The organism is Streptomyces qaidamensis, assembly GCF_001611795.1.
Lineage (GTDB): Bacteria > Actinomycetota > Actinomycetes > Streptomycetales > Streptomycetaceae > Streptomyces > Streptomyces qaidamensis.
In genome coordinates this window covers 7,509,183-7,530,444 of sequence record NZ_CP015098.1, presented here as the reverse complement: position 1 = coordinate 7,530,444, position 21,262 = coordinate 7,509,183, and the positions used below count along the sequence as shown (strand labels likewise).

Below are 21,262 nucleotides of genomic sequence, written 5' to 3'. Positions count from 1 at the left end.
GCGCGACCAGCCCCCCACCCACCCGCACCCGCACCCGCACCCGGCACTCAACGCACAGGCCGCACCACCATCGCCGACCCCCCGCCTCGCCGCACGGTCTCAGCGGCTGCCAGCCACTTACCGCCCGGCAGCCGCTGAACACCCGTAGCCGCACCGATCTCGGGGTTGACCTTGAAGGAGTGCCCGATGGCCTCCAGCTGCTGCCTCAGGGCACTGTCGTACAGCCCCGGCTCCAGCTCGGTCTGCGCGGCGTTGCGCTGACTGGCCCGGGGCGCGGCGATCGCGTCGACCAGCGGCAGCCCCCGGTCGACGAACCCGGTGAGCGTCTGCAGAACGGTCGTGATGATCGTCGCGCCACCCGGCGATCCCAGCGCCACCACGGGCTGATGGTGCCGGTCCAGCACGATGGTCGGCGAGATCGACGACCGCGGGCGCTTGCCCGGCCCCGGCAGGTTCGGGTCGTGCACCGCGGGGTTGGCAGGGGTGAAGGAGAAGTCCGTCAGCTCGTTGTTGAGGATGAACCCCCGCCCGGGGACGGTGATCCCACTGCCGCCGGTCTGCTCGATGGTGAGGGTGTAGGCGACGACGTTGCCCCACTTGTCCGCCACCGTCAGGTGCGTGGTGCTGTCGCCCTCGTACGTCGTCGGCGCGGCCGTACCACCGGAGCCACACCGCTCAGGATGACGCGGATCGCCCGGCGGTACCGGGCTGGAGAGCACGGCGTCGTCCTTGATGAGGCACTCGCGCGAGTCGGCGAACCGCTGCGACAGCAGTTCCTTCGTCGGCACGTCCTCGAAGGCCGGGTCACCGACCCAGCGCCCCCGGTCCGCGAACGCGATCCGGCTGGCCTCGATGAAGCGGTGCAGATAGCGGGCTTTGCTCGCCTTCGACAGGTCGGTCCGCTCCAGGATGTTGAGCGCCTCCCCGACCGTCGTGCCTCCGGAGGAGGACGGCGCCATGGAGTAGACGCCGAGGCCCCGGTACGTGGTCCTGGTGGGTGCCTGGACCTTGGTGCGGTAGGCGGCCAGGTCCTTGGCGGACAGGTCGCCGGGCCGGGCGTTCCAGCCGGAGCCGGGGTCCACCGGCGGCTTGTTGACGGTGTCGACGATGTCCCGGCCGAGCCGGCCGTGGTAGAGCGCGTCGACGCCCTTGCGTCCCAGCTCCGCGTACGTACGGGCGAGGTCGGGGTTCTTGAAGGTGGAGCCGACGACGGGGAGTTGGCCACCCGGCAGGAACAGGTCGGCGGTGTCCGGGAAGTAGCGGAAGCGGGTCTCGTTGGACGCCGTCTGCGAGCGGAAGGTCTCGTCGACCGTGAAACCGTCGCGCGCCAGCCGCTCGGCCGGCTTCAGGACACTCGCCAGCGGCTTGCTGCCCCACCGGTCGAGAGCCGTCTGCCAGGTGGCGGGCGTGCCCGGGGTGCCGACGCTCAGGCCGCTGCTGACGGCCTCGGCGAAGGCCAGGGGCTTGCCGTTCTCGGTGAACAGGTTCTCGTCGGCGGTCAGCGGGGCGGTCTCGCGGCCGTCGATGGTGCGTACCGTGCGGGACTTGGCGTCGTAGTACACGAAGTAGCCGCCCCCGCCGATGCCGGCGGAGTAGGGCTCGGTGACGCCGAGCGCGGCGGCCGTGGCGACGGCCGCGTCGACGGCGTTGCCGCCCTTCCTCAGGACCTCGATCCCGGCGGCGGAGGCGTCCGGGTCGACGCTGGAGACGGCGCCCCCGTAGCCGACGGCCAGCGGGGTTTTCCCACCCCCGGTGCTCTGCGCGGCGGGTGGCGGCGCCGCCGCTCCCACCGACACCACCACGGCGGCCGAAACCGCCAGGACCGTCAGATTCCGTGCGACAGGGCGACGCATCCGCACCTCCAGTCAAAGGCCGTCCGCGCAGCTTAATTCATCGCCATGGCCGCGTCAGGCAGGCGTCGAACACCGGTGCGTCGGGCCCGCTACCATGCGCGCCCATGAATGACGACGTGCGCAACATCGTTCTGGGTGTGGTCGCGGCGGGCATCAGTGCCGCGCTCGGCTGGGTGGCCCGCACCTACCTGTGGCGGCGCAAGCTCCGCCGGAAGCAGGTGTTCTTCGGACTTCCGGACAACTCAGAGTCCCTGCTGGTGGTGAACCGGGGCGCCACGGGCCCCGAACTCTCGGTGATGCGCTACGACGTGTTCGCCCTGCTCGAACTCGCCGCGCTGATCAAGGACTGCAACGCCCACGCCCAGATACTCCCGCACGACACGGCACGCCAGGGCTTCGGGGAGCGCACCGAGTTCTGCGTGGGCGGCCCGGCGTCCAACCGCCGGATGGCGGCCCATCTGTCCTCCCTGCTGCCGGGGGTGCGGGTGAACGTCGACTCCGAACCGGGCCCGGACCGGGGCGCGTTCCAGGTCGGTTCCGAGCGCTACCGCATGGAGAACGGCAGGGAGGAGTACGCGCTGCTGGCCCGGGTCACGGCGGAGCGCAGCCAGAACACCCGTCCCGTGTTCCTGTTCTGCGGCCAGACCTCGATCACCAACCAGGCGACCACGCGCTACCTGGCCCGCAACCACGAGCGCCTCACCCACAAGTACGGCAACAGCTCGTTCGTACTGCTGCTCAAGGTGATCAACTCGCAGGCCTACGGCCCGGACGTCGTCGAACTGGTGGAGGACGTGACGCGGGCGGCGCAGACCGCACTGCCCGCCGCGGCGACCGCTCCACGCAATACACACCGCGCCTCCTGAAGTCCTCCACTGCTCAACAATCGTTACTGGCACGTAACTTACCGACGGGTTACCTCTGGTAAGAGGTCGCGGTTACCGTTCCGTCACTTTGCACTGACACGAGTGAGGAGTGACCCGTGGGACCCCACCGCAAGGCTCTGCGCACCACCGCCGTAGGCGCCGTCTCGGCGACCCTGGTCGCCGGAACCGCCCTCGGATTCGCCCCCACCGCGCAGGCGGCGCCCAACCCCGTCCGCTTCGTCGACATCGCCGGCGACGGCGGCACCGTCCTCAAGGCCAACGTCGTGACCCCGGCCGGCGCCCGCGGCACCGACCGCTACCCGCTGCTCGTCATGCCCACGAGCTGGGGCCTGCCCCAGGTCGAGTACCTGGCCCAGGCACAGAAACTCGCCGACTCCGGGTACGTCGTGGTCACGTACAACGTGCGCGGTTTCTGGCAGTCGGGCGGCGAGATAGAAGTGGCGGGACCACCCGACATCGCCGACGCGTCGAAGGTCATCGACTGGGCGCTCACCCACACCCCCGCGGACGCCGGGCACATCGGCATGGCGGGCGTCTCCTACGGCGCGGGCATCAGCCTGCTCACCGCCGCGCACGACAAGCGGATCAAGGCGGTCGCCTCGCTCAGCGGCTGGGCCGACCTGATCGGCTCGATCTACGCCGGGCGCACCCAGCACCTCCAGGCCGCCGCCCTGCTGGACGGCGCGAGCGTGGTGACGGGCCGCCAGAGCGCGGAACTCCGGCAGACCTTCAACGACTTCTACGGCTCCAACCTGGCGAAGGAGCCGGAACTCGTCGCCTGGGGGAAGAAACGTTCCGCTGCGACCTACGTCGACCGGATCAACGAGAACGGCGCGGCGATCATGCTCGCCAACGCCTGGGGCGACAGCGTCTTCCCGCCCAACCAGTACGCCGACTTCTACGAGAAGCTGACCGGCCCGAAGCGGCTGGAGATGCGGCCCGGCGACCACGCCACGGCCGAACTGACCGGCCTGTTCGGGCTGCCCAACGACGTGTGGAAGGACACCGAGCGCTGGTTCGACCACTACCTCAGGGGCGAGGACAACGGCATCGACCGCGAGCAGCCCGTCCAGCTCAAGTCCCGTTCCACGGGCGGCTACGAGGGCTACCCGGACTGGAAGTCGGCCGGGGCGACGGACCGCAAGATCGCCCTCGGAGGCTCGAAGACGATCCGCGCGAACGTGAACTCGGGGGCGGACGGTGGTGTCGTCTTCCTGTCCAGCATCCTCGACCAGGTGGCTCAGCTGCCGCCCATGGCCTCGATCCCGCTGCTCCCCCGCCGCTGGGCCGCCGTCTGGCAGTCGGAGAAGTCGGCCACGGCCCAACAGGTGCGGGGGACGACCAGGTTGCACACGACCCTCACCCCGACCAAGGAGAGCGGCACCCTCGTCGCCTACCTGTACGACGTGGGGCCGCTCGGCCTCGGCAAGCTGGTCACCCACGCGCCGTACACCTTCCACGGGCGCACCCCCGGAAAGCCGTTCGGCGTCGACCTGGAGCTGTACTCCACGGCCTATGACGTCCCGGCCGGGCATCGCCTCGCCCTGGTCGTCGACACGGTCGACCCGCTCTACATCGAGCACAACCCGTCCGGCGCGCAGCTGACCTTCTCCTCACCGGCGAACGACCCGTCGTACGTGTCGGTTCCGCTGCGCGAGCAGTGATCTCCGGCTGCCGCCGGACGGGCCTGGCCGATGTGAACCGCCGCCCCCGTGGCCCTCGGGCCGTGGGGGCCGCACCCGGAGGGAAGTGCCCCGCGGACGGGGCGGGCGGTCTGCTCACCCCCGTCGGGATCGGCGGTCTTCGGCGAAGTCCCCCTCTCCGACAGGGATGAAGGGCACATCGTAGTCGAGGTCCGATCCGATGAGCCGTCCGGTGCCCGCCCGTTCAGTGCTTGAGGATCTTGGAGAGGAAGTCCTTGGCGCGGTCACTGCTCGGGTTGGTGAAGAACTCGTCGGGGCTGCGGTCCTCGACGATCCGGCCGTCGGACATGAAGACGACCCGGTTGGCGGCCGACCGGGCGAAGCCCATCTCGTGCGTGACGACGATCATGGTCATGCCGTCGCGGGCCAGTTGCTTCATGACCTCCAGCACCTCGTTGATCATCTCCGGGTCGAGGGCCGAGGTCGGCTCGTCGAAGAGCATCGCCTTGGGCTCCATGGCCAGGGCGCGGGCGATGGCCACGCGCTGCTGCTGGCCGCCGGAGAGCTGCGCCGGGTACTTGTCCGCCTGGTCGGCGACGCCGACCCGGTCGAGGAGTTCATGGGAGCGCTTGTCGGCGTCCTCCTTCTTGCGTCCGCGGACCTTGACCTGCCCCAGGGAGAGGTTCTGCAGGACGGTCTTGTGGGCGAAGAGGTTGAACGCCTGGAAGACCATCCCGACATCGGCGCGCAGCCTGGCCAGGGGCTTGCCCTCCGCCGGCAGCGGCTGCCCGTCGAGGACGATCTCTCCGGACTCGATGGTCTCCAGCCGGTTGATCGCCCGGCAGAGGGTCGACTTTCCCGACCCCGAGGGGCCGATGACCACGACCACCTCCCCCCGGCCGACGGTGAGGTTGATGTCCTGCAGGACATGCAGCTCCCCGAAGTGCTTGTTGACGTCACGCAGCTCGATCAGCGGCTCGACGGCCATGCTCAGCCCTACTCACTCTCAGCTGTGTGGTGGTTGCCGCAACGTATCCAGGCAAGATCGGACTTGTCGGGCGACACGCACTTTTCGATCATTAGCCGTATTTAAGTCGGACTTTGGGCCAAAGGTTGCGGTCATGGGGCTCACGACTCCGCGACTTCGGCGTACAGCTGCGACAGCTCGGGGACCCCGTTCACCGCCCACTCGTGGCCGGAGTCCACGACGTCGAACTCCCGGCCGGAGACCAGTCGCACGACCGGTTGTCCGTCGGACCGGATCTCCCAGGCGGCTCCCGGCACCGTGCGCACGATGACGGTGCCGAGGTAGAGACCGGCGTCGTTGCCGAGCCAGGGCAGCGTCTCCTCGTCGTCCCGCCAGCGCGGCACGAGCTGGTCGAGCGCCTCCAGGGAGGCCGCCGAGTCGTCCAGCCGGACGCCCTCCCGGTACGCCTGGGAGCGGAGCAGTTCGCACTCGGCGAGGAGTTCCGCGATGCCTGCGGGGTCGGGGAACCCGACCTTCTGGCGCCGGTTGCCCAGGAAAGGGATGTTCATACTCCCAGCGTGTCATTCGTACCGCCGTACGCACCACAGGGCGCGCGGGTCCGCCGATCCCGGTCGAGTTCAGGCCGAGTTCACGCAGCGCGCGTTGACGGGTCACTCCCGTCTCCCTAACTTCACCGTGCGTCTTGTGTCCCGGCTGTCGTTGTCTCTTCGGTTTTCGTCTCTGCGTTTCGTCTGTCGCGTCGTATGTCGATGAGCGGGAGGAGTCGGCCGTGCGCCGATGTGTCCGGGGGATCCTGGTCGTCCTGACCCTGTGCGGGTCGCTGGTGCCGACGGTGTCGGCGCAGGCCGCCGAGCGGGGGCGGGCGGCACCGGTGCCGCTGGAGCGGCTGTTCGACAACGTGGCCGTCAGCGACGACAGCCGGCCCCGGGAGGCCGACTTCGACGGCTCCGGCGCCTCCCTGTCGGCGCGGGACCTCACGGCCGCGGGCTGGACGCCCGGCCGCGCGCTCACCGTGCAGGGCGCCCGGCTGACCTGGCCGAAGCGCCGGCCCGGCGAGCCGGACAACGTCCGCGCCGCCGGGCAGGACGTGCGGGTCACGGGGCGCGGGGACGCCCTGGCCTTCCTGGTGGCGGGCACCGCCGGCACGGAGGTGGGCGGCCCGGGCACGGTCAGGTACGCGAACGGCACCCGCTCCGGGTACCGGCTGACCGCGCCCGACTGGCGCACCGGGCCGCTCGCGACCAAGGCGGTGGCCCTGCCGCACATCAACACGCCCGGCGGCCAACTCGACCGGCAGGCCCGCCTGTACGTGGTGACGGTGCCGCTGGTGCGGGGGCACGCGGTGAAGTCGGTCCGGCTGCCGAGCGCGACCGGGCTGCACGTCTTCGCGGTGTCGGTGCGGTCCGCCACGCAGGGCTGGACGGGCAGCTGGACCACGGCCACGGGAGGCTACGCCGCCGTGGGCCCCTGGACGGGCCGGACGTTGCGGCTGGTCGTGCACACGTCCCTGGGCGGGCCCCGGGTGCGGATGCGGTTCGACAACACCTTCGCGGCCGCTCCGGTGCGGATCGGGAGCGCGACGGTCGCGGTGCAGGCGTCGGGCGCGGCCGCGCGGGGCACCCCGGTGGCGCTGTCGTTCGGCGGTGCCGCGGGCGTGGCGATCCCGGCCGGGGGCCAGGCGTACAGCGACCCGCTCGGCTTCTCCGTGCCGGCGGACGCCAATCTGCTGATCAGCTTCCACCTGCCCGGGACGGTGGCCGCGGCGCCGGTGCACGGGCTCGCCCAGCAGCGCTCGTACGTCAGCGAGCCCGGCGACCACGCGGTGGACGCCGCCGCCGGGGCGTACACCTCGGTGATCACCCGCTGGCCGCTGCTCGCCGGGGTCGACGTGAGCGGCGGTCCCGGCTCCGTGGTGCTGCTCGGGGACTCGATCACCGACGGCGACAAGTCCACCGTGGACGCGAACCGGCGCTGGCCGAACGTCCTGGCCGGCCGGCTCCTGAAGCAGGGCACCGTCCCGAGCTACGGCGTGCTGAACCTCGGGATCTCGGGCAATCGAGTGGTCACCGACCGGTACCCCGGCGACGGGGTGTCCACGGACACGGCCGGGGTGAGCGCCCTGCACCGCTTCGACCGGGACGTCCTCGCCCAGCCGTCGGCGCGTACGGCCGTCGTCTTCGAGGGCGTCAACGATCTGCGGTGGGGCACGTCGGCGGAGGCGGTGGTCGCCGGGCTGCGCGAGCTGGCGGCGCGGGGGCACGCCCGGGGGCTGCGGATGCTCGCTGCGACGATCCTGCCCTGCGAGGGCGAGGCGCGGTGCACCGCCGCCGTCGACGCCGAGCGGGTCGCGGTGAACGAGTGGATCCGCGGCGGCGGGGCCTTCGACGCCGTGCTCGACTTCGACGCGGTGGTCCGCGATCCACAGCGGCCGTCCCGGATACTCCCCGCGTACGACAGCGGGGACCGCCTGCACCCGGGCGACGCGGGGCTGGCGGCCTTGGCGGACTCGGTCGACCTGGGGCTGCTGCGGCCCTGAAGCCCCTAGGAGGGTGCTGAAGATCTTGGCCGGATCGGCGAGCGGCGCCTGGTGCGTGCGGCTGCAAGGCGCCGGAGCGTCCTCGTAGCGGAGCTACCAGGGCGTTTCGGCAACGCGGCAGACGTGCGTGCCAGGCGCCGGGAGCCCGGCCAAGATCTTCAGCACCCTCCTAGACGTCCAGGTCCACGACGACGGGGGCGTGGTCCGAGGCGCCCTTGCCCTTGCGCTCCTCGCGGTCCACGTACGCGTCGCTGACCGCCTTCGCGAAGGGCGCGTTGGCGTACACCAGGTCGATGCGCATGCCGCGGTTCTTCGGGAAGGAGAGCTGGCGGTAGTCCCAGTACGTGAACGGGTGGTCGTACTTGAGGGGCCGCGGGACCACGTCGGACAGGCCCGTCTCGCGCAGGGAGGCCAGCGCGGCGCGCTCGGCGGGGGTGACATGGGTGGAGCCCTCGAAGAAGGCGGGGTCGAAGACGTCGTCGTCCGTCGGCGCCACGTTGTAGTCGCCCATCACTGCGAAGGGGCGGCTGCCCGCCGCGTCACCGGCGACGGCCGCCTTGAGGGCCTCGAACCACTGGAGCTTGTAGGCGTAGTGCGGGTGGTCGACCTCACGGCCGTTCGGCACGTAGACCGACCAGACGCGGAGCGGGCCGCACGTCGCCGAGATGGCGCGGGGCTCCACCGAGCCGTCGAACCCGGGGTCGCCGGGCACGCCCTTGACGACGTCCTCGATGCCGACACGCGAGAGCACCGCCACGCCGTTCCACCGGCCGGTCGCGTGCACCGCCGACTCGTAGCCCAGCTCGCGCAGTTGCTCCGAGGGGAACTGCTCCTCGGCGACCTTGGCCTCCTGGAGGCACAGCACGTCCGTGCCGCTGCTCTCCAGCCAGGCCAGGAGCCTCGGCAGGCGGGCGGTGATCGAGTTCACGTTCCAGGTCGCGATGCGCATGCCCCACAACCTACCCGGCGGGTCCGACAACGCGTCCCGGTCCCCTCGGGGCCTCAGACCTCGGCGGACTCCCCCGGCGTCAGCCGCAGGTGCTGCGCGCCGCCGAGGTGCCCGATCTGGCGGTCGTAGATCGGACGGGCCAGGTCGGTGAGGAGGGCGTCGTGGATGTCGTAGGCGCGCTGCGGCCGCACCTCGCGGACGTAGTCGATGACCTCGGAGATCTTGCTCCAGGGGGCCATCACGGGGAGCATCAGCGTCTGCACCGGGTGGTCGGGGACGGTGAGGGCGTCGCCGGGGTGGAAGACCCTGCCGCCGTCGACGAGGTAGCCGACGTTGGTGATGCGCGGGATGTCCGGGTGGATCACCGCGTGCAGTTCGCCGTGGACCTGGACGTCGAAGCCCGCGGCGGTGAAGGTGTCGCCGTGGCCGACGGTGTGGACGCGGCCGGGGAAGGCGGCCGAGATCTTCTCCGCGACCGACTTCAGGGTCCAGAGCTCGGCGGCCGGGTTGTCCTCCATCGCAGCGCGCAACCGGAACTCGTCGAAGTGGTCGGGGTGCTCGTGGGTGACGAGGATCGCGTCCGCGCCGAGCGCGGCGTCCTCCTCGGTGAAGGCGCCGGGGTCGAGGACGAGGGTCCGGCCGTCCTTCTCCAGGCGGATGCAGGCGTGCGACTTCTTCGTGAGCTTCATGATTCCATCCTGCCTCCGCGCTCTCCCGCGGGCTCACTCCTGGGGTGTGGTCTCCTCGCGGATGACCTGCTGGGCCACCTTGAAGGCGCTGTTCGCGGCCGGGACGCCGCAGTAGACGGCCGCCTGGAGCAGCACTTCCTTGATCTCCCCCGGGGTGAGGCCGTTGCGCAGGGCGGCTCTGGTGTGGAAGGCGAGCTCGTCCAGGTGGCCGCCGGCGACCAGGGCGGTGAGGGTGACGCAGCTGCGGGTGCGCCGGTCCAGGCCGGGGCGGTCCCAGATCTCGCCCCAGGCGTAGCGGGTGATGAACTCCTGGAAGTCCCCGGAGAACTCGTCGGCCTGGGCGAGCGCCCGGTCCACGTGCGCGTCGCCCAGCACTTCGCGGCGGACCTTGATCCCGGCGTCGTACGGGTCGGGCCGGCCCTGGACCTGCGGCGGTACGGCGAGCGGGGCGATCTCGGCGACGGGCCCGGTCTGCAGGGGCTGTGGCGGGGCGGCAGACAGGACCGGCTTGAGGGCGGCCGCCGGCAGGGCGTTCTGGCCGGTGGAGGTCTCGAAGACGGGCTGCCAGGCGGTGGAGAAGTGCCGCACCAGCAGGTCGGTGACCGCCCCGGGCTGCTCCACCGGGACCAGGTGGGAGGCGCCGGGGACGACGGCGAGGCGGGCGTCCGGGATGCCGGCGACCAGCGTGCGGGCCTCGGCGGGGCCGGTGACCTGGTCGTCCGATCCGACCAGGACCAGGGTCGGTACGCCGACCCGTCCGAGCTCGGGGCGTACGTCGAAGGAGGCGAGCGCCTCGCAGGAGGCGATGTAGCAACCGGGGTCGGTGGTGCGCACCATTTGCACGGCCCACTCGGTGATCGCGGGCTGCGCGGCGGCGAAGCCGCCGGTGAACCAGCGCTCGGGCGCGCTGCGGGCGATCGGGTCGAGGCCGTTCGTGCGGACGATCACGCCCCGCTGCCGGAACTCGTCGGCCGTGCCGAAGCGGGGCGAGGCGGCGATCAGCGCGAGCGAGGCGAGCCGCTCCGGGTGGCGCAGGGCCAGCTCGATGCCGACGGCACCGCCGAGCGCGCAGCCCGCGTAGCCGAAGCGCTGCACGCCGAGCCCTTCGAGGGTGGCCAGCAGCCGCGTGGTGAGCTCACTCACCGATCCCGCCGGGTACGCGGGAGCGCCGCCGTGGCCGGGCAGGTCGAACCGGAAGACGCGCCACTGCTTGGTCAGCTCGGGGATCTGGCGGTCCCACATGTGCCATGTGGTACCCAGTGAGGGACCCAGGATCAGGACGGGAGCCTCTTCTGGCCCGTCAAAGCGGTATTGCAGGGTGTTCGGTGGTGTCGCGCTCACCCGTCTGAGCCTCTCATCTGTCACGAGATGTCACATCGCCGGGGTGGACCTAGCGGGCCTTGCCCGGCTCCGGTCCTGCCAACGAGAACCCAGGTATACATTCTCCGGCATGTACTCGTGGCCGTGTCGGCAGTGGGCCTTCCGGGCGCGTGCCCTCCTTCAGCCGCTACGAGCAACGCTTTCCTCTTTGATCACGGCCTCCAGGCGGTTCAGGAAGCAGCATCGAGTGTGGTGGCACGAACGAGGCTCGGCGTGATCCCAGGGCTCGATCAAGTTCCGTGGTTGCGGGGAAGGTTGGCGATCGAGGTCGGTAGGGGCGGGTAGCAGTGCAGGCACGGGGATCCGTGATCATTTTGGTGTCTAAGCCGATGATCACGGGGATGTCCCGTGCCTGCTGTTGCATCTTCCCCTATCCCCGCCGTACTGACGAAGCTGGGTCCGCTGGATCCCGACCGGATCGCTGACCTGCGCCCTTACCTCGAATCGGTGCCCGATCCGCGTTCCTGCCGGGGCCTGTGGTACTCGCTGACGTCGATCTTGCTGGTGTGTGCCTGCGCGGCCATCGGCGGCGCGAAGAGCATCGACGAGCTCGCCGAGTTCGGCGAGCGGGCCACGCCTGCGCTGCTGGCATCCCTCGGTGTGCGCCGTCACCTGCTCGGCTGGCGGCGCAGCCCGAGGCCGGTCACCATCGGACGCGTCTTTGCCGCACTCGACGGCGATGCCCTGGACCAGGCAGTGGGCGCCTTCCTGGCCGACACCCGCCGCACCACCACGGACGAGTCCGCCACCCGATCGCGGCAGGTCATCGCCGTGGACGGCAAGGGCCCTCAAGGGCTCCTCCCACCTGGGTACGCCGCGCCGGCACCTGCTCTCGGCCGTCACACACGCACCCGTGGCCACGCTCAACCAGGTTGAGGTCGGTGCGAAGACGAACGAGGTGCGCCACTTCAAACCCTTGCTGTCGCCGCTGAACCTGGCCGGCGCCGTCGTCACCTTCGATGCCCTGCACTCGGTAAAGGCCAGCATCACCTGGCTCATCGAGACGAAGAAGGCGCACTACATCGCCGTGATCAAGACCAACCAGCCCACCGCCTACGCCCAGCTCGCCGCCCTACCCTGGGCCGACATCGCCGTCCAGCACAGCGCCTCACAGACCAGGCACGGCCGCCGCGAGTCCCGCTCGATCAAGACCTGCGCCATCACCGACAACCTCGGCGGCATCGCCTTCCCCCACGCGGCGCTCGCCGTCCGCGTCCACCGCCGACGCAAGCCCGCCGACAAGCCCGAGAGCCGCGAGAACCTCTACGCCGTCACCAGCCTCGACGCCCACCAGGCCGGACCGGCCGCGCCGGCCGCCGCGATCCGCGGGCACTGGGGCATCGAGAACTCCTCGCACCACATCCGGGACGTGACCTTTGCCGAGGACGCCTCGACCGTGCACGCCGGCAGCGCACCCCGCGCCATGGCCGGCTTCCGTAACCTCGCCATCGGCATCCTCAAGCTCCTCGGAGCCGAAAACATCGCCAAGACCACCCGCGTCATCCGCCACGACCCCGAACAAGCACTCGCCATCCTGGGCATCACCAACAACCCGGACTACCACGGAACTTGATCAAGCCCTGCTCACGAAGGCGTCGGCATCTCACGCGACGTGTCGGAAGCGCGGCGTGTCGACGAGACCCGTTGAGTGCCGGACAAAGTCTGCCGGTGAGCAGATCCCCAGTCGGGGATCTGCTCACCGGCTCGGAACATCGGCCAGGACCGTGAGGGCTCAGGAGGAATCGCCGCGAATGAGCTCGAGAGGTCGCTGTCGAGAACGAGGTGGAAGCAGAATGTCCAGCTTGAGGTATCCGACCAACTCCGCGACGGCCTGGTCGATATAGGCGTCCATGTTGACGTCGATGCTGGTGATGCGAGGCGACACCAGCTGCATGGCGGGGGTGTTGTCGACTCCAATGATCGCGACATCGTCGGGAATCGCGAGCGTGAGGCGTCGGGCGACGGAGGCGACAGCGAGCGCGACGGTGTCGTTGTACGCGGCGACTCCGACCGGCGAGTCGGGGAGCATGGGTGCGAGGGCGTGGAACGCGCCATCCGCGTCGACAGGGATATCGACTCGAATGGGCTCGCTGAGTCCGAGGGCGCGAGAGATGTCCTGAAACATCTCGAACCGTCGATCGCTGAAAGGGTCCGGGCGTTGGTCGAGGAGTCCGGCGTACACGATTGGTCGCCGACCGCGCCGCTGCAGTTCAGAGACCTGCATCTCGGCGATATCAAGATCGAGGTGCACGGTTTGCGAGTTCTGATCAATCCGCGGCACGGTTGGCACACCCTGTTGGGCGAGTCTGTCTCGCGCCTCCTGGGGGAGCGCGCCCAGGTCGACGACAGCGAGTGGCCGTAGCCGCAGCAGGGACGACACCGTCGTGTCGGGATCCTCGTCCGCGAAGCGGAGGACCACGTTGCCAGAGAGAGAGCCGGCGTCTGCGATGAGGCGGTCGAGGGCGTCTTGCTGGTTCTGACCGATCGTTGAGTTTGGCGCCAGCGCGACGATGGTGTCGCCACGGCCTGTGACCAGGTTGCGGCCGGCCGGGGAGGGGCGGTAGTCGAGCTGGCGAGCAGCAGCGGTCACTTTCTCTCGTGTGCTTTCGCTGAAGCTGCTGGCCCGCCCGCCCAGGATGTGGCTGACGGTGGCGCGGGAGACTCCCGCGACGGCAGCCACATCCGCGGCTGTGGCGGGTCGACCGGCGATGCTCGTCATGCCCCCATCATGACACGTTGCGCCAGAGTTATCACGTGTGCATGATGACTTATCACGTGTGCATACGCGTGTGACCCGATCTCACCCGCTTGAACGACCAGACAACAATGGGGTTGAAGCATGACTAACGATGCCAACAATCCGGCAAGCGCCGGTCAGCCCCCGGTGGGGCTCCCGGCAGCTGCCGCGATCGCTGCGGAGCAGCTGAGTGATACGGCTGCTGTGCCCACGGTGAAGCTCCGCAAGGGTTACCTGTCGGTTCTGATCCTGAGTTACTGCGCCCTGTACGTGGCGTGGATCGCGCCGACGGCGTTCTCGCTGGCGATCCGAATCGAACAGATCGCACCCGACATCAAGGACACGGCGATTGCGATCGCGGTCGGTGTGCCCTCGCTGATCGTGCTCGTCACCGGGCCCTTGGTCGGCGTCCTCAGTGACAAGACCCGGCTTCGTTTCGGGCGGCGCCGGACGTGGATGCTGGCGGGAATGCTCATGGGCCTCCTCGGCTCGGTCCTCGTCGGGTTGTCGGAGAACATCGGCCTGCTGATCGCCGCGTGGACACTCGCCTTCATCGGCTATACGGCAGCGGGCGGCATGTTCGTCACGCACCTCGGTGACAAGCTGCCCGAGCAGCAGCGCGGCAAGGTCGCGGGTTTCACGGGAGCCGTGACGCAGATCGCCCCGGTGGTCGGTGTCGCCATCGCAGGGGCATTCAGCGCCATGCCACTGGCCATGTTCGCAGCGCCCTCCGCGATCGCCTTCATCCTCGGCCTCGCGTTCATCGTCGTGATGAAGGACGATCCTGCACCGGCAGACAGCTCGAAGATCAACTTCCGTCAGCTCGCACAGGGGTTCTACTTCAACCCTCGCCGCCACCCGGACTTCGCGTGGGTGTGGATCAGCCGGTTCTTCATCTTCCTCGCCCTGTCGATCATGTCCCTCTACACCGTGTATCTGCTCGGTGATCGCCTCGCGCTCGAGCCGGGCGCGCTCGCGGGCCTCGTTGCGACGGGCGGACTGCTCGGCATCGGCGTCGCGATCACCGGATCGATCCTCAGCGGTGCGATCTCGGACCGCATCCGGCGTCGCAAGCCGTTCATCGTCATCGCAGGCCTCCTCCTCGCGGGCGGACTGGTCGTCACGGCGACACTCACCTCCATCACGCAGTTCTACATCGGGTCGCTGGTCGCGGTATTCGGTGTGGGCATCTTCGGAGCCATCGATCAGGCCATCGGACTGGACACCCTGCCCAGCGACCAGGGACAGAACGGACGCTTCCTCGGAATCTTCAACCTCGCCAACCAGCTGGCACAGGGCGTGGGCCCGTTCCTCGCCGCGGCGATTCTGTCCCTTCTCGGCGGGGACTACACCGGCGTGTACATCGTTGCCGCAGCGTTCGCCGTGGTCGGTGGACTGCTGATCCTCGGGGTTCGACCCGGACGGCCCACCACCGTCGGCATCCCTGTCCCGAAGATCTGACCCGAAGACGACTCCGCGAGTTCGCCGCGGAATGGAGGAACACCTATGCCCGCAACGCTGTTCAACGACGACTGGACGGTCAAGCCGAAGACGAGCATCTTCGCTCAGATCGGACAATCCGCTGACTCGGGAAAGTTGGTCAGGCTGCCGCATGACGCACTGATCTCGGCCGAGCGCGACCCGGCAGGCTCGGGCAAAGGCGCGTACTTCCCGTCTGCGGCGAACTTCGAGTACACCAAGACATTCCTCGCGCCCGACGCGTGGCGAGATCGCAACGTCCGCGTCGAGTTCCAAGGCGCCTACCGTGACGCGGTGGTCTACCTCAACGACGAGTACGTGGGTCAACGCCCCTACGGGTACTCGATCTTCGAGGTCAATCTGGACGACCACCTGCGTTTCGGAGAGGAGAACACTCTGCGCGTTGAAGTACGCGCCCAAGACGACTCCCGCTGGTACACAGGCGTCGGCATCACGCGGGACGTGCTCCTACACGTGACGGACCCGTACCGAATCTCCTCTTACGGCGTGCAAGCGCGACTGGAGGACATCGATGAGGAAATGGCGACCGTGAAGGTCGATATCACCCTCCTCAACGGTCGACGCCATCGCACTACCGCACGAGTGGATGTGACCATCCGCGACGCCGACGGCCACGCGGTCGCCAACGCGACGACACCCGCCACGGTCAGCGGCGGGCAGGCCGGCACGGTATCGACACAGCTGTACCTTCCGGCCCCGCGTCGGTGGTCGACCGATGACCCTTACCTCTATTCGGTTGACGTGCACGTCCGCGAGGGCGACACGACGCTCGACCGATCCGAGGTCCCCTTGGGGCTCAGGACGATCCAGCTGGATCCTCAGCGCGGTCTGCGCCTCAACGGCACCCCGATCAAGATTCGAGGCGCCTGTGTCCATCACGACAATGGTGCTCTCGGCGGAGTCGCCCTCGCCGCCGCGGAAGAGCGCCGAGTGCGCATTCTCAAAGAAGCCGGCTTCAATGCGATCCGCAGCGCCCACAATCCGATCAGCATCCCGATGCTGGAAGCGTGCGACCGGCTCGGCGTCCTCGTCATGGACGAAACGTTCGACGTGTGGACCGAGAGCAAGTCCTCGTTCGACTACTCGCTCGATTTCCCGGAATGGTGGGAGCGAGACGTCGAATCCATGGTCCTCAAAGACCGCAACCACCCCAGCGTCATCTTCTACTCCATCGGCAACGAAATCCCCGAGATCGGGACGGCACCCGGTGCCGAGTGGAACCAGCGCCTCGCCGCGAAGGTGCGCCAGATCGACCCCACCCGCCCCGTCACCAACGGAGTCAACGGGTTCGTCGCCGCGCTGAAAGACGTCATGCAGATGATGCAGCAGGCCACCGACGCCGGAGCCGCCGGTGGCGTCAATGACGCCATGGGAAGCGCCGGCGACATGATGAACCAGATCAGCGCCTCCGACATCGTCTCAGAGAAGCTCGAAGAACCCCTCGCGGCACTGGATGTGGCGGGCATCAACTACGGAGACAGCCGCTACGAGCTCGACCGCACCGCCGCTCCGAACCGCATCCTCGTCGGCACCGAGACTTTCCCGGGCCACATCGATGTCCTGTGGCGCCTCGTGCTGGACAACCCGAACGTGATAGGGGACTTCACCTGGGCTGGATGGGACTATCTCGGCGAAGTCGGAGTGGGACGCACCCGCTACCTCGACGACAACGACATGGCCTTCGAAGCGCCGTACCCGTGGATCTCGGCATGGGTGGGCGACATCGACATGAGCGGACGCCGCCGCGCGATCTCCTACTACCGCGAAACCGTGTTCGGGCTTCGGGAACGGCCCTTCATCGGCGTCCACCGCCCACAGAATCACGGCCGCGCAGCCATGACCGGCGGATGGTCCTGGCCGGACACCCAGGAGAGCTGGACCTGGTCCGTGGACCCAGGATCCCCGATCCGCGTCGACGTCTACTCCACCGCATACGAGGTGGAGCTCCTGTGCAACGGGGAGTCTCTCGGACGCGCGCGCACGGGAGTCGCGAAACCCTTCATCGCCGAGTTCGATGTGACCTACGAGCCCGGCGTTCTCGAGGCCGTCTGCTACTCGCACGGCGAAGAGGTGTCGCGCTCACAGATCCGCTCGGCCGCAGGCGAGGCCATCCTGCACCTCACCCCTTCAGCGATGACCATCGCCGACGGGCCCGGTGACGCGGTGTTCATCGAGATCGAGATCCTCGACGCCAGCGGCATCCGGGTCACCGACGACGAGAAGGACATCCAGCTCACAGTCTCCGGCGCCGGTGAGCTGGTCGGCGTGGTGAGCGGCCGACCCAACCCGGAACATCCACTCACAGGGGATGTCTGCCAGACACTCGACGGGCGCGTGCTCGCCATCGTGCGCCCCCTCCACGCCGGGACCATCGAAATCGCAGCGACCGCCGGCACTCTCCAGGGAGGCGTAACGGTGCAGGTCGTCCAGGATTCCGATGACTGACCGCGTGGTCGAGGAGATCGCGGTCGCTGACCGGGAGTCTACGTTGCGCTGGGCCATCATCGGCACCGGCGCGATCTCCCACCACATCGCCCAAGACGTGACGGGCCTCATAGGTGCGGAACTGGTCGCCGTGGCATCGCGTAACGCCCGTCGAGCGGGAGAGTTCGCGCGGCTTCACGGCGCCGCCCATGCGGGATCCCTCAGTGAGGTGCTGAGGCTCGGCGAGGTCGATGTCGTGTACATCGCGACGCCGCACGCCACCCATCACGAGATCGCACGGCGGGCCCTGATGGCAGGCAAGCACGTTCTCATCGAGAAGCCGGCGACCATGGACGTGGCCGAGGCTGAGGATCTCCGCCAACTCGCTCAGGCCACCCACGCGTTCCTCATGGAAGCGATGTGGATGAAATTCAACCCGGCCTACCGCGCTCTGATCGACTTTGTTCAGTCCGGCGGGATCGGGGCGGTGCGCAGTGTGCGGGCGAGTTTCGGACTCCCGTTCCCGCGTGACGACTCGAGCCGCTGGAACGCGGACCTCGGCGGCAGCGCGTTGTTCGACCAGGGCATCTATCCGCTCACCCTCGCCTGCGACATGCTCGGCGCCCCCACGGAGATTACGGCGCGGGGCGTGCGCGAGGCAGGGGTGGATATCGCGCAGCACATGACGCTGGAGTTCGGCGACGGCCGCTACGCGCAACTCGCCAGCTCCATGAGTGAATTCGTCGAGCCGACCGCCGCTGTGAACGGCACCGACGGGTGGGTCGAGATCCCCTTCCCGTTCTGGGTGGCCACGGAGTTCACCACCCACCTGGCGGACCCGAAAACGTTCCTCACGTCTCAGACCTCGCAATTCGAGAAGCAGGGCAACGGATACACCCCCATGCTGCGAGCAGTGCAGCAGGCGATCCTCGACGGGGCGCGAGAGCACTCTCTCCACACCTGGAACGACACCACGGCGGTGCTCGCTCTCCTACAGAGCACCGCGACGCAGATCACTCAGAACCGATGACGCTACGGATGAAGGGCTTCTCCCTCATGCCCCGATCGCACAACGACTTCCTCTGGGGTGCATCCTCCTCGCCCCACCAGATCGAAGGGAACAACGTCAACTCTGACTGGTGGGTCTACGAGCAGCAGATGCCGAACTTCTCGCTGAGCGGTGACGCGGTCGACAGCTACCACCGGTACGCGGAGGACATGCGCCTGCTGGCCGAGGCCGGATTGACGTCCTACCGGTTCGGCATCGAATGGGCGCGCGTCGAACCTCTGCCCGGTGAATTCTCCATCGCTGTACTGCAGCACTACCGCCGGATGATCGACACCGCACACGACCTCGGCCTCACTCCCGTCGTCACTCTTCACCACTTCTCCAGCCCCCGGTGGTTCATTGAGGAGGGCGGATGGTTCGGGGAGACGGCGATCGCCCGCTTGTCCGCCTACGTCACCCGGGTCTGCGAGATCCTGCACGACGTCCAGTGGGTCGCGACGATCAATGAGCCGAACATGTACGCGTTCATGATGCTCATGGCAAGCGGCATCACCGGCTCCGTCGTGCCCGAGTTCGAGACCCCCACGATCCAACCGGAGAACGGCTTCGTGCTTCCGCGGCCGTTGCCCGAAGCGGTCGAGGTGCTCATCAAGGCGCACCATGCCGCACGGGAGATCGTCCGACAGAACACCTCCGCGAAGGTGGGCTGGACCGTCGCGAACCTGGCGATGTATGCCGACGCACCAGAGAACGAAGCGCGGTTCCTGGAGGAGCGGTACGCCCGCGAGGACGTCTTCATGGAAGCAGCCCGCGGTGACGACTTCATCGGCGTCCAGGCGTACACCACCCAGGCGGTCGGCGCGGACGGGCTCATCCCGCATCCGCCGCACGAGGACAACACCCTCGTCGGCTCCCCGTACCGTCCCGACTCGCTCGGCATCGCCATCCGCCACGCATGGGAGGTGACCGGCGGCGTCCCCATCCTGGTGACCGAGAACGGCATCGCCACTGCCGACGACAGCCGCCGCGTCGCCTACATCGAAGAAGCGCTGAAGCACCTGTTCGCCGCAGCCGACGACGGTATCGACATCCGCGGCTATCTGCACTGGAGCGCCCTGGACAACTTCGAGTGGGGGCACTGGGAGCCGACCTTCGGTCTCATCGCCGTCGATCGAACCACCTTCGAACGCACCCCCAAGCCCAGCCTCGCCCGCCTGGGTGAGATCGCTCGTACGCGCACCACCACGCCCAGCGAGGGATAGCGGGAGAAGACGCCCGCTCCGCTCCTCGGCACCTGACCTGGACGGTGGAGCGGGCGCCCTCGCCCGGAACCGGTCGTACCCAAGTACTACGAGACGGCGCCACACCTGATCGACTCACGTCCCCACTCGCCTAAAGAAAGAGACCGAACATGAAGGACTTCCCGATTCCCACCACCATCAGCCCAGAGGCGCAGAGCATCCTGGCGATGGTGGGACAACTTCCTCAGCAGCCCGACCCCACGCCTGACGATGTAGAGGGTTGGCGCGCTCTCGCGGAGGCGGCAGCTTCCGAGGACCCGGCGACGGTGGAAGCGCTGGCTCTGGCTACGACCGGAGCGGTCGCGACGGATGTCATCGCGACGGTCGAGCCCGCGGAAGTCGACGGGGCAAAGTTCTATATCGCTCAGCCAGAGGGTCTCGGCGACGACGACGAACGAGTGCTTCTCTACGTTCACGGTGGCTCGTTCACCTGGGGTGGCGGCGCCACCGCCCGTCGTTCAACGCAGCTCATCGCCGCAAATCTCGGCGTACGCACCTGGGGGATGGACTACCGGCAGCTTCCCCAGGACCCCTATCCGGCCGGCCTCGACGACTGCATTGCCGTCTATCGCCATCTCCTGCGAACGCACAAGCCACAGAACATCGCAATCGGCGGCCAGTCCGCGGGCGCCAATCTCACGGCAGCGCTGCTCCTGCGGGCGCGAGATGAAGGCCTGCCCCTCCCCGCCGCAGCAGTACTCATCTCTCCGTGCGTGGACTTCACCATGGCCGGTGACACGCAGACCACGAACAGCTTCGCGCTCCCAGGCCCGTTCGACAACACGCTCGAGCTGTACCGAAACGGGCATGAACTGACCGAGCCGTACATCTCGCCATTGTTCGGAACCTTCACGGAGGACTTCCCTCCAACCATCCTGACTGCCGGGACAAGAGACTTCCTTCTCTCGGACACGGTGCGACTCCACCGCAAGCTTCTCCGCGCCGGCGTCCGCGCGGAGCTCCACGTCTGGGAGGGCGCACTGCACGGCATGTTCATGGGGCAGGCCCCCGAAGATCGAGAGCAGATCGAACAGGTACGCGGCTTCCTCGAAGACGTCTGGACGAGTGCCTAGTCCTCCTCTGAACGCGCTAACCGGACGGCTCTCTCGGCGCCGATTCTTCTGATGTCGATCGGGGCGGTGCGAGCGATGACTCGCTGCTACACCATGTGGAGGGACACGGCCCTTGTGGGTGGTGTAGTTGTCGCAGATCAGGTGGACATCGAGGTGCTCGGGCACCTCCTTGCCGAGCTTGGTTGCGACGACGTCGCCCGCCGCGATCACCGCAGCAACGTCTCCCGTTCCTCGCCCGTCAGGACCAGCCCGACCGTCGGCCGACCCAAACGCGCCATGAGCACAGCCCACTT

Annotated in this window: 17 protein-coding genes; 10 read left to right on the top strand and 7 right to left on the bottom strand. The window is 68.6% G+C overall.

Annotated features, from left to right (window positions below):
- Positions 1 to 47: 47 nt before the first annotated feature.
- On the bottom strand, positions 48 to 1,853 hold the full coding sequence (gene ggt / locus A4E84_RS33035; protein WP_062930055.1) for a gamma-glutamyltransferase: 1,806 nt from the start codon (positions 1,851 to 1,853) through the stop codon (positions 48 to 50).
- Positions 1,854 to 1,957: 104 nt separating this feature from the next.
- Between ggt and A4E84_RS33030 the strand changes: the two genes are divergently transcribed.
- Both A4E84_RS33030 and A4E84_RS33025 read left to right on the top strand, forming a co-directional pair.
- Positions 1,958 to 2,719, top strand: coding sequence for a hypothetical protein (locus tag A4E84_RS33030; RefSeq protein WP_062930054.1), 762 nt, complete (start codon positions 1,958 to 1,960; stop codon positions 2,717 to 2,719).
- A gap of 116 nt (positions 2,720 to 2,835) precedes the next feature.
- On the top strand, positions 2,836 to 4,404 hold the full coding sequence (locus A4E84_RS33025; RefSeq protein WP_062930053.1) for an alpha/beta fold hydrolase: 1,569 nt from the start codon (positions 2,836 to 2,838) through the stop codon (positions 4,402 to 4,404).
- A gap of 223 nt (positions 4,405 to 4,627) precedes the next feature.
- Here the strand turns inward: A4E84_RS33025 and A4E84_RS33020 are convergent, their stop codons facing one another.
- Both A4E84_RS33020 and A4E84_RS33015 read right to left on the bottom strand, forming a co-directional pair.
- The gene (locus tag A4E84_RS33020) at positions 4,628 to 5,371 is read right to left on the bottom strand and encodes an amino acid ABC transporter ATP-binding protein (RefSeq protein ID WP_062930052.1); all 744 of its coding nucleotides are present in this window, start codon (positions 5,369 to 5,371) and stop codon (positions 4,628 to 4,630) included.
- Between the two features lie 140 nt (positions 5,372 to 5,511).
- Positions 5,512 to 5,919 carry a DUF6278 family protein gene (locus tag A4E84_RS33015; RefSeq protein WP_062930051.1) on the bottom strand — a complete coding sequence of 136 codons (408 nt, stop codon included), beginning with the start codon at positions 5,917 to 5,919 and terminating at the stop codon, positions 5,512 to 5,514.
- Between the two features lie 221 nt (positions 5,920 to 6,140).
- Here A4E84_RS33015 and A4E84_RS33010 point away from each other — a divergent pair, with 221 nt between their 5' ends.
- On the top strand, positions 6,141 to 7,907 hold the full coding sequence (locus A4E84_RS33010; protein WP_062930050.1) for an SGNH/GDSL hydrolase family protein: 1,767 nt from the start codon (positions 6,141 to 6,143) through the stop codon (positions 7,905 to 7,907).
- A gap of 169 nt (positions 7,908 to 8,076) precedes the next feature.
- Here the strand turns inward: A4E84_RS33010 and A4E84_RS33005 are convergent, their stop codons facing one another.
- Genes A4E84_RS33005 through pcaDC form a run of 3 tightly spaced genes read right to left on the bottom strand, consistent with a single transcriptional unit; the run spans position 8,077 to position 10,886 of the window.
- Positions 8,077 to 8,856: an exodeoxyribonuclease III gene (locus tag A4E84_RS33005; RefSeq protein WP_062930049.1), complete on the bottom strand. Its 780-nt coding sequence runs from the start codon at positions 8,854 to 8,856 to the stop codon at positions 8,077 to 8,079.
- 53 nt (positions 8,857 to 8,909) lie between these two features.
- Positions 8,910 to 9,545, bottom strand: coding sequence for an MBL fold metallo-hydrolase (locus A4E84_RS33000; RefSeq protein ID WP_062930048.1), 636 nt, complete (start codon positions 9,543 to 9,545; stop codon positions 8,910 to 8,912).
- A 33-nt stretch (positions 9,546 to 9,578) separates the two neighbouring features.
- Positions 9,579 to 10,886, bottom strand: a complete 1,308-nt coding sequence (gene pcaDC, locus A4E84_RS32995) for a bifunctional 3-oxoadipate enol-lactonase/4-carboxymuconolactone decarboxylase PcaDC (protein WP_062930047.1) — start codon at positions 10,884 to 10,886, stop codon at positions 9,579 to 9,581.
- Positions 10,887 to 11,372: 486 nt separating this feature from the next.
- Here pcaDC and A4E84_RS44880 point away from each other — a divergent pair, with 486 nt between their 5' ends.
- Positions 11,373 to 11,801, top strand: a complete 429-nt coding sequence (locus A4E84_RS44880; RefSeq protein ID WP_237305033.1) for a transposase family protein — start codon at positions 11,373 to 11,375, stop codon at positions 11,799 to 11,801.
- Positions 11,779 to 12,498, top strand: a complete 720-nt coding sequence (locus tag A4E84_RS44875) for an ISAs1 family transposase (RefSeq protein ID WP_237305032.1) — start codon at positions 11,779 to 11,781, stop codon at positions 12,496 to 12,498. The genes A4E84_RS44880 and A4E84_RS44875 overlap by 23 nt, the downstream gene beginning before the upstream one ends.
- Before the next feature lie 159 nt (positions 12,499 to 12,657).
- Here the strand turns inward: A4E84_RS44875 and A4E84_RS32985 are convergent, their stop codons facing one another.
- Complete coding sequence (locus tag A4E84_RS32985; RefSeq protein ID WP_062930046.1) at positions 12,658 to 13,644, bottom strand: LacI family DNA-binding transcriptional regulator; 987 nt, start codon at positions 13,642 to 13,644, stop codon at positions 12,658 to 12,660.
- Positions 13,645 to 13,764: 120 nt separating this feature from the next.
- Here A4E84_RS32985 and A4E84_RS32980 point away from each other — a divergent pair, with 120 nt between their 5' ends.
- The 5 genes from A4E84_RS32980 to A4E84_RS32960 all read left to right on the top strand — a co-directional run bounded on the left by A4E84_RS32980 (position 13,765) and on the right by A4E84_RS32960 (position 20,969).
- Complete coding sequence (locus A4E84_RS32980; protein ID WP_079129211.1) at positions 13,765 to 15,123, top strand: MFS transporter; 1,359 nt, start codon at positions 13,765 to 13,767, stop codon at positions 15,121 to 15,123.
- A gap of 45 nt (positions 15,124 to 15,168) precedes the next feature.
- Positions 15,169 to 17,607 (top strand): glycoside hydrolase family 2 TIM barrel-domain containing protein, encoded by a 2,439-nt coding sequence (locus A4E84_RS32975; RefSeq protein WP_062930044.1) that lies wholly within the window; start codon positions 15,169 to 15,171, stop codon positions 17,605 to 17,607.
- The gene (locus A4E84_RS32970; RefSeq protein ID WP_062930043.1) at positions 17,600 to 18,616 is read left to right on the top strand and encodes a Gfo/Idh/MocA family protein; all 1,017 of its coding nucleotides are present in this window, start codon (positions 17,600 to 17,602) and stop codon (positions 18,614 to 18,616) included. Before A4E84_RS32975 ends, A4E84_RS32970 begins: the two co-directional genes overlap by 8 nt.
- A 26-nt stretch (positions 18,617 to 18,642) precedes the next feature.
- A complete protein-coding gene (locus tag A4E84_RS32965) occupies positions 18,643 to 19,857 on the top strand; it encodes a family 1 glycosylhydrolase (RefSeq protein WP_062931698.1) in 1,215 nt (404 codons plus the stop codon).
- A gap of 149 nt (positions 19,858 to 20,006) precedes the next feature.
- Positions 20,007 to 20,969 (top strand): alpha/beta hydrolase, encoded by a 963-nt coding sequence (locus A4E84_RS32960; RefSeq protein ID WP_062930042.1) that lies wholly within the window; start codon positions 20,007 to 20,009, stop codon positions 20,967 to 20,969.
- Positions 20,970 to 21,262: the final 293 nt, after the last annotated feature.

What these genes read in the sequence shown, in the direction of transcription:
- A4E84_RS33020 (WP_062930052.1), bottom strand. Translation starts at nt 5,371, where the DNA reads ATGGCCGTCGAGCCGCTGATCGAGCTGCGTGACGTCAACAAGCACTTC.
- A4E84_RS32975 (WP_062930044.1), top strand. Translation starts at nt 15,169, where the DNA reads ATGCCCGCAACGCTGTTCAACGACGACTGGACGGTCAAGCCGAAGACG.
- A4E84_RS33030 (WP_062930054.1), top strand. Translation starts at nt 1,958, where the DNA reads ATGAATGACGACGTGCGCAACATCGTTCTGGGTGTGGTCGCGGCGGGC.
- A4E84_RS32985 (WP_062930046.1), bottom strand. Translation starts at nt 13,644, where the DNA reads ATGACGAGCATCGCCGGTCGACCCGCCACAGCCGCGGATGTGGCTGCC.
- ggt (WP_062930055.1), bottom strand. Translation starts at nt 1,853, where the DNA reads ATGCGTCGCCCTGTCGCACGGAATCTGACGGTCCTGGCGGTTTCGGCC.
- A4E84_RS32965 (WP_062931698.1), top strand. Translation starts at nt 18,643, where the DNA reads ATGCCCCGATCGCACAACGACTTCCTCTGGGGTGCATCCTCCTCGCCC.
- A4E84_RS32980 (WP_079129211.1), top strand. Translation starts at nt 13,765, where the DNA reads ATGACTAACGATGCCAACAATCCGGCAAGCGCCGGTCAGCCCCCGGTG.
- A4E84_RS33005 (WP_062930049.1), bottom strand. Translation starts at nt 8,856, where the DNA reads ATGCGCATCGCGACCTGGAACGTGAACTCGATCACCGCCCGCCTGCCG.
- A4E84_RS33015 (WP_062930051.1), bottom strand. Translation starts at nt 5,919, where the DNA reads ATGAACATCCCTTTCCTGGGCAACCGGCGCCAGAAGGTCGGGTTCCCC.
- A4E84_RS32960 (WP_062930042.1), top strand. Translation starts at nt 20,007, where the DNA reads ATGAAGGACTTCCCGATTCCCACCACCATCAGCCCAGAGGCGCAGAGC.
- A4E84_RS33000 (WP_062930048.1), bottom strand. Translation starts at nt 9,545, where the DNA reads ATGAAGCTCACGAAGAAGTCGCACGCCTGCATCCGCCTGGAGAAGGAC.
- A4E84_RS32970 (WP_062930043.1), top strand. Translation starts at nt 17,600, where the DNA reads ATGACTGACCGCGTGGTCGAGGAGATCGCGGTCGCTGACCGGGAGTCT.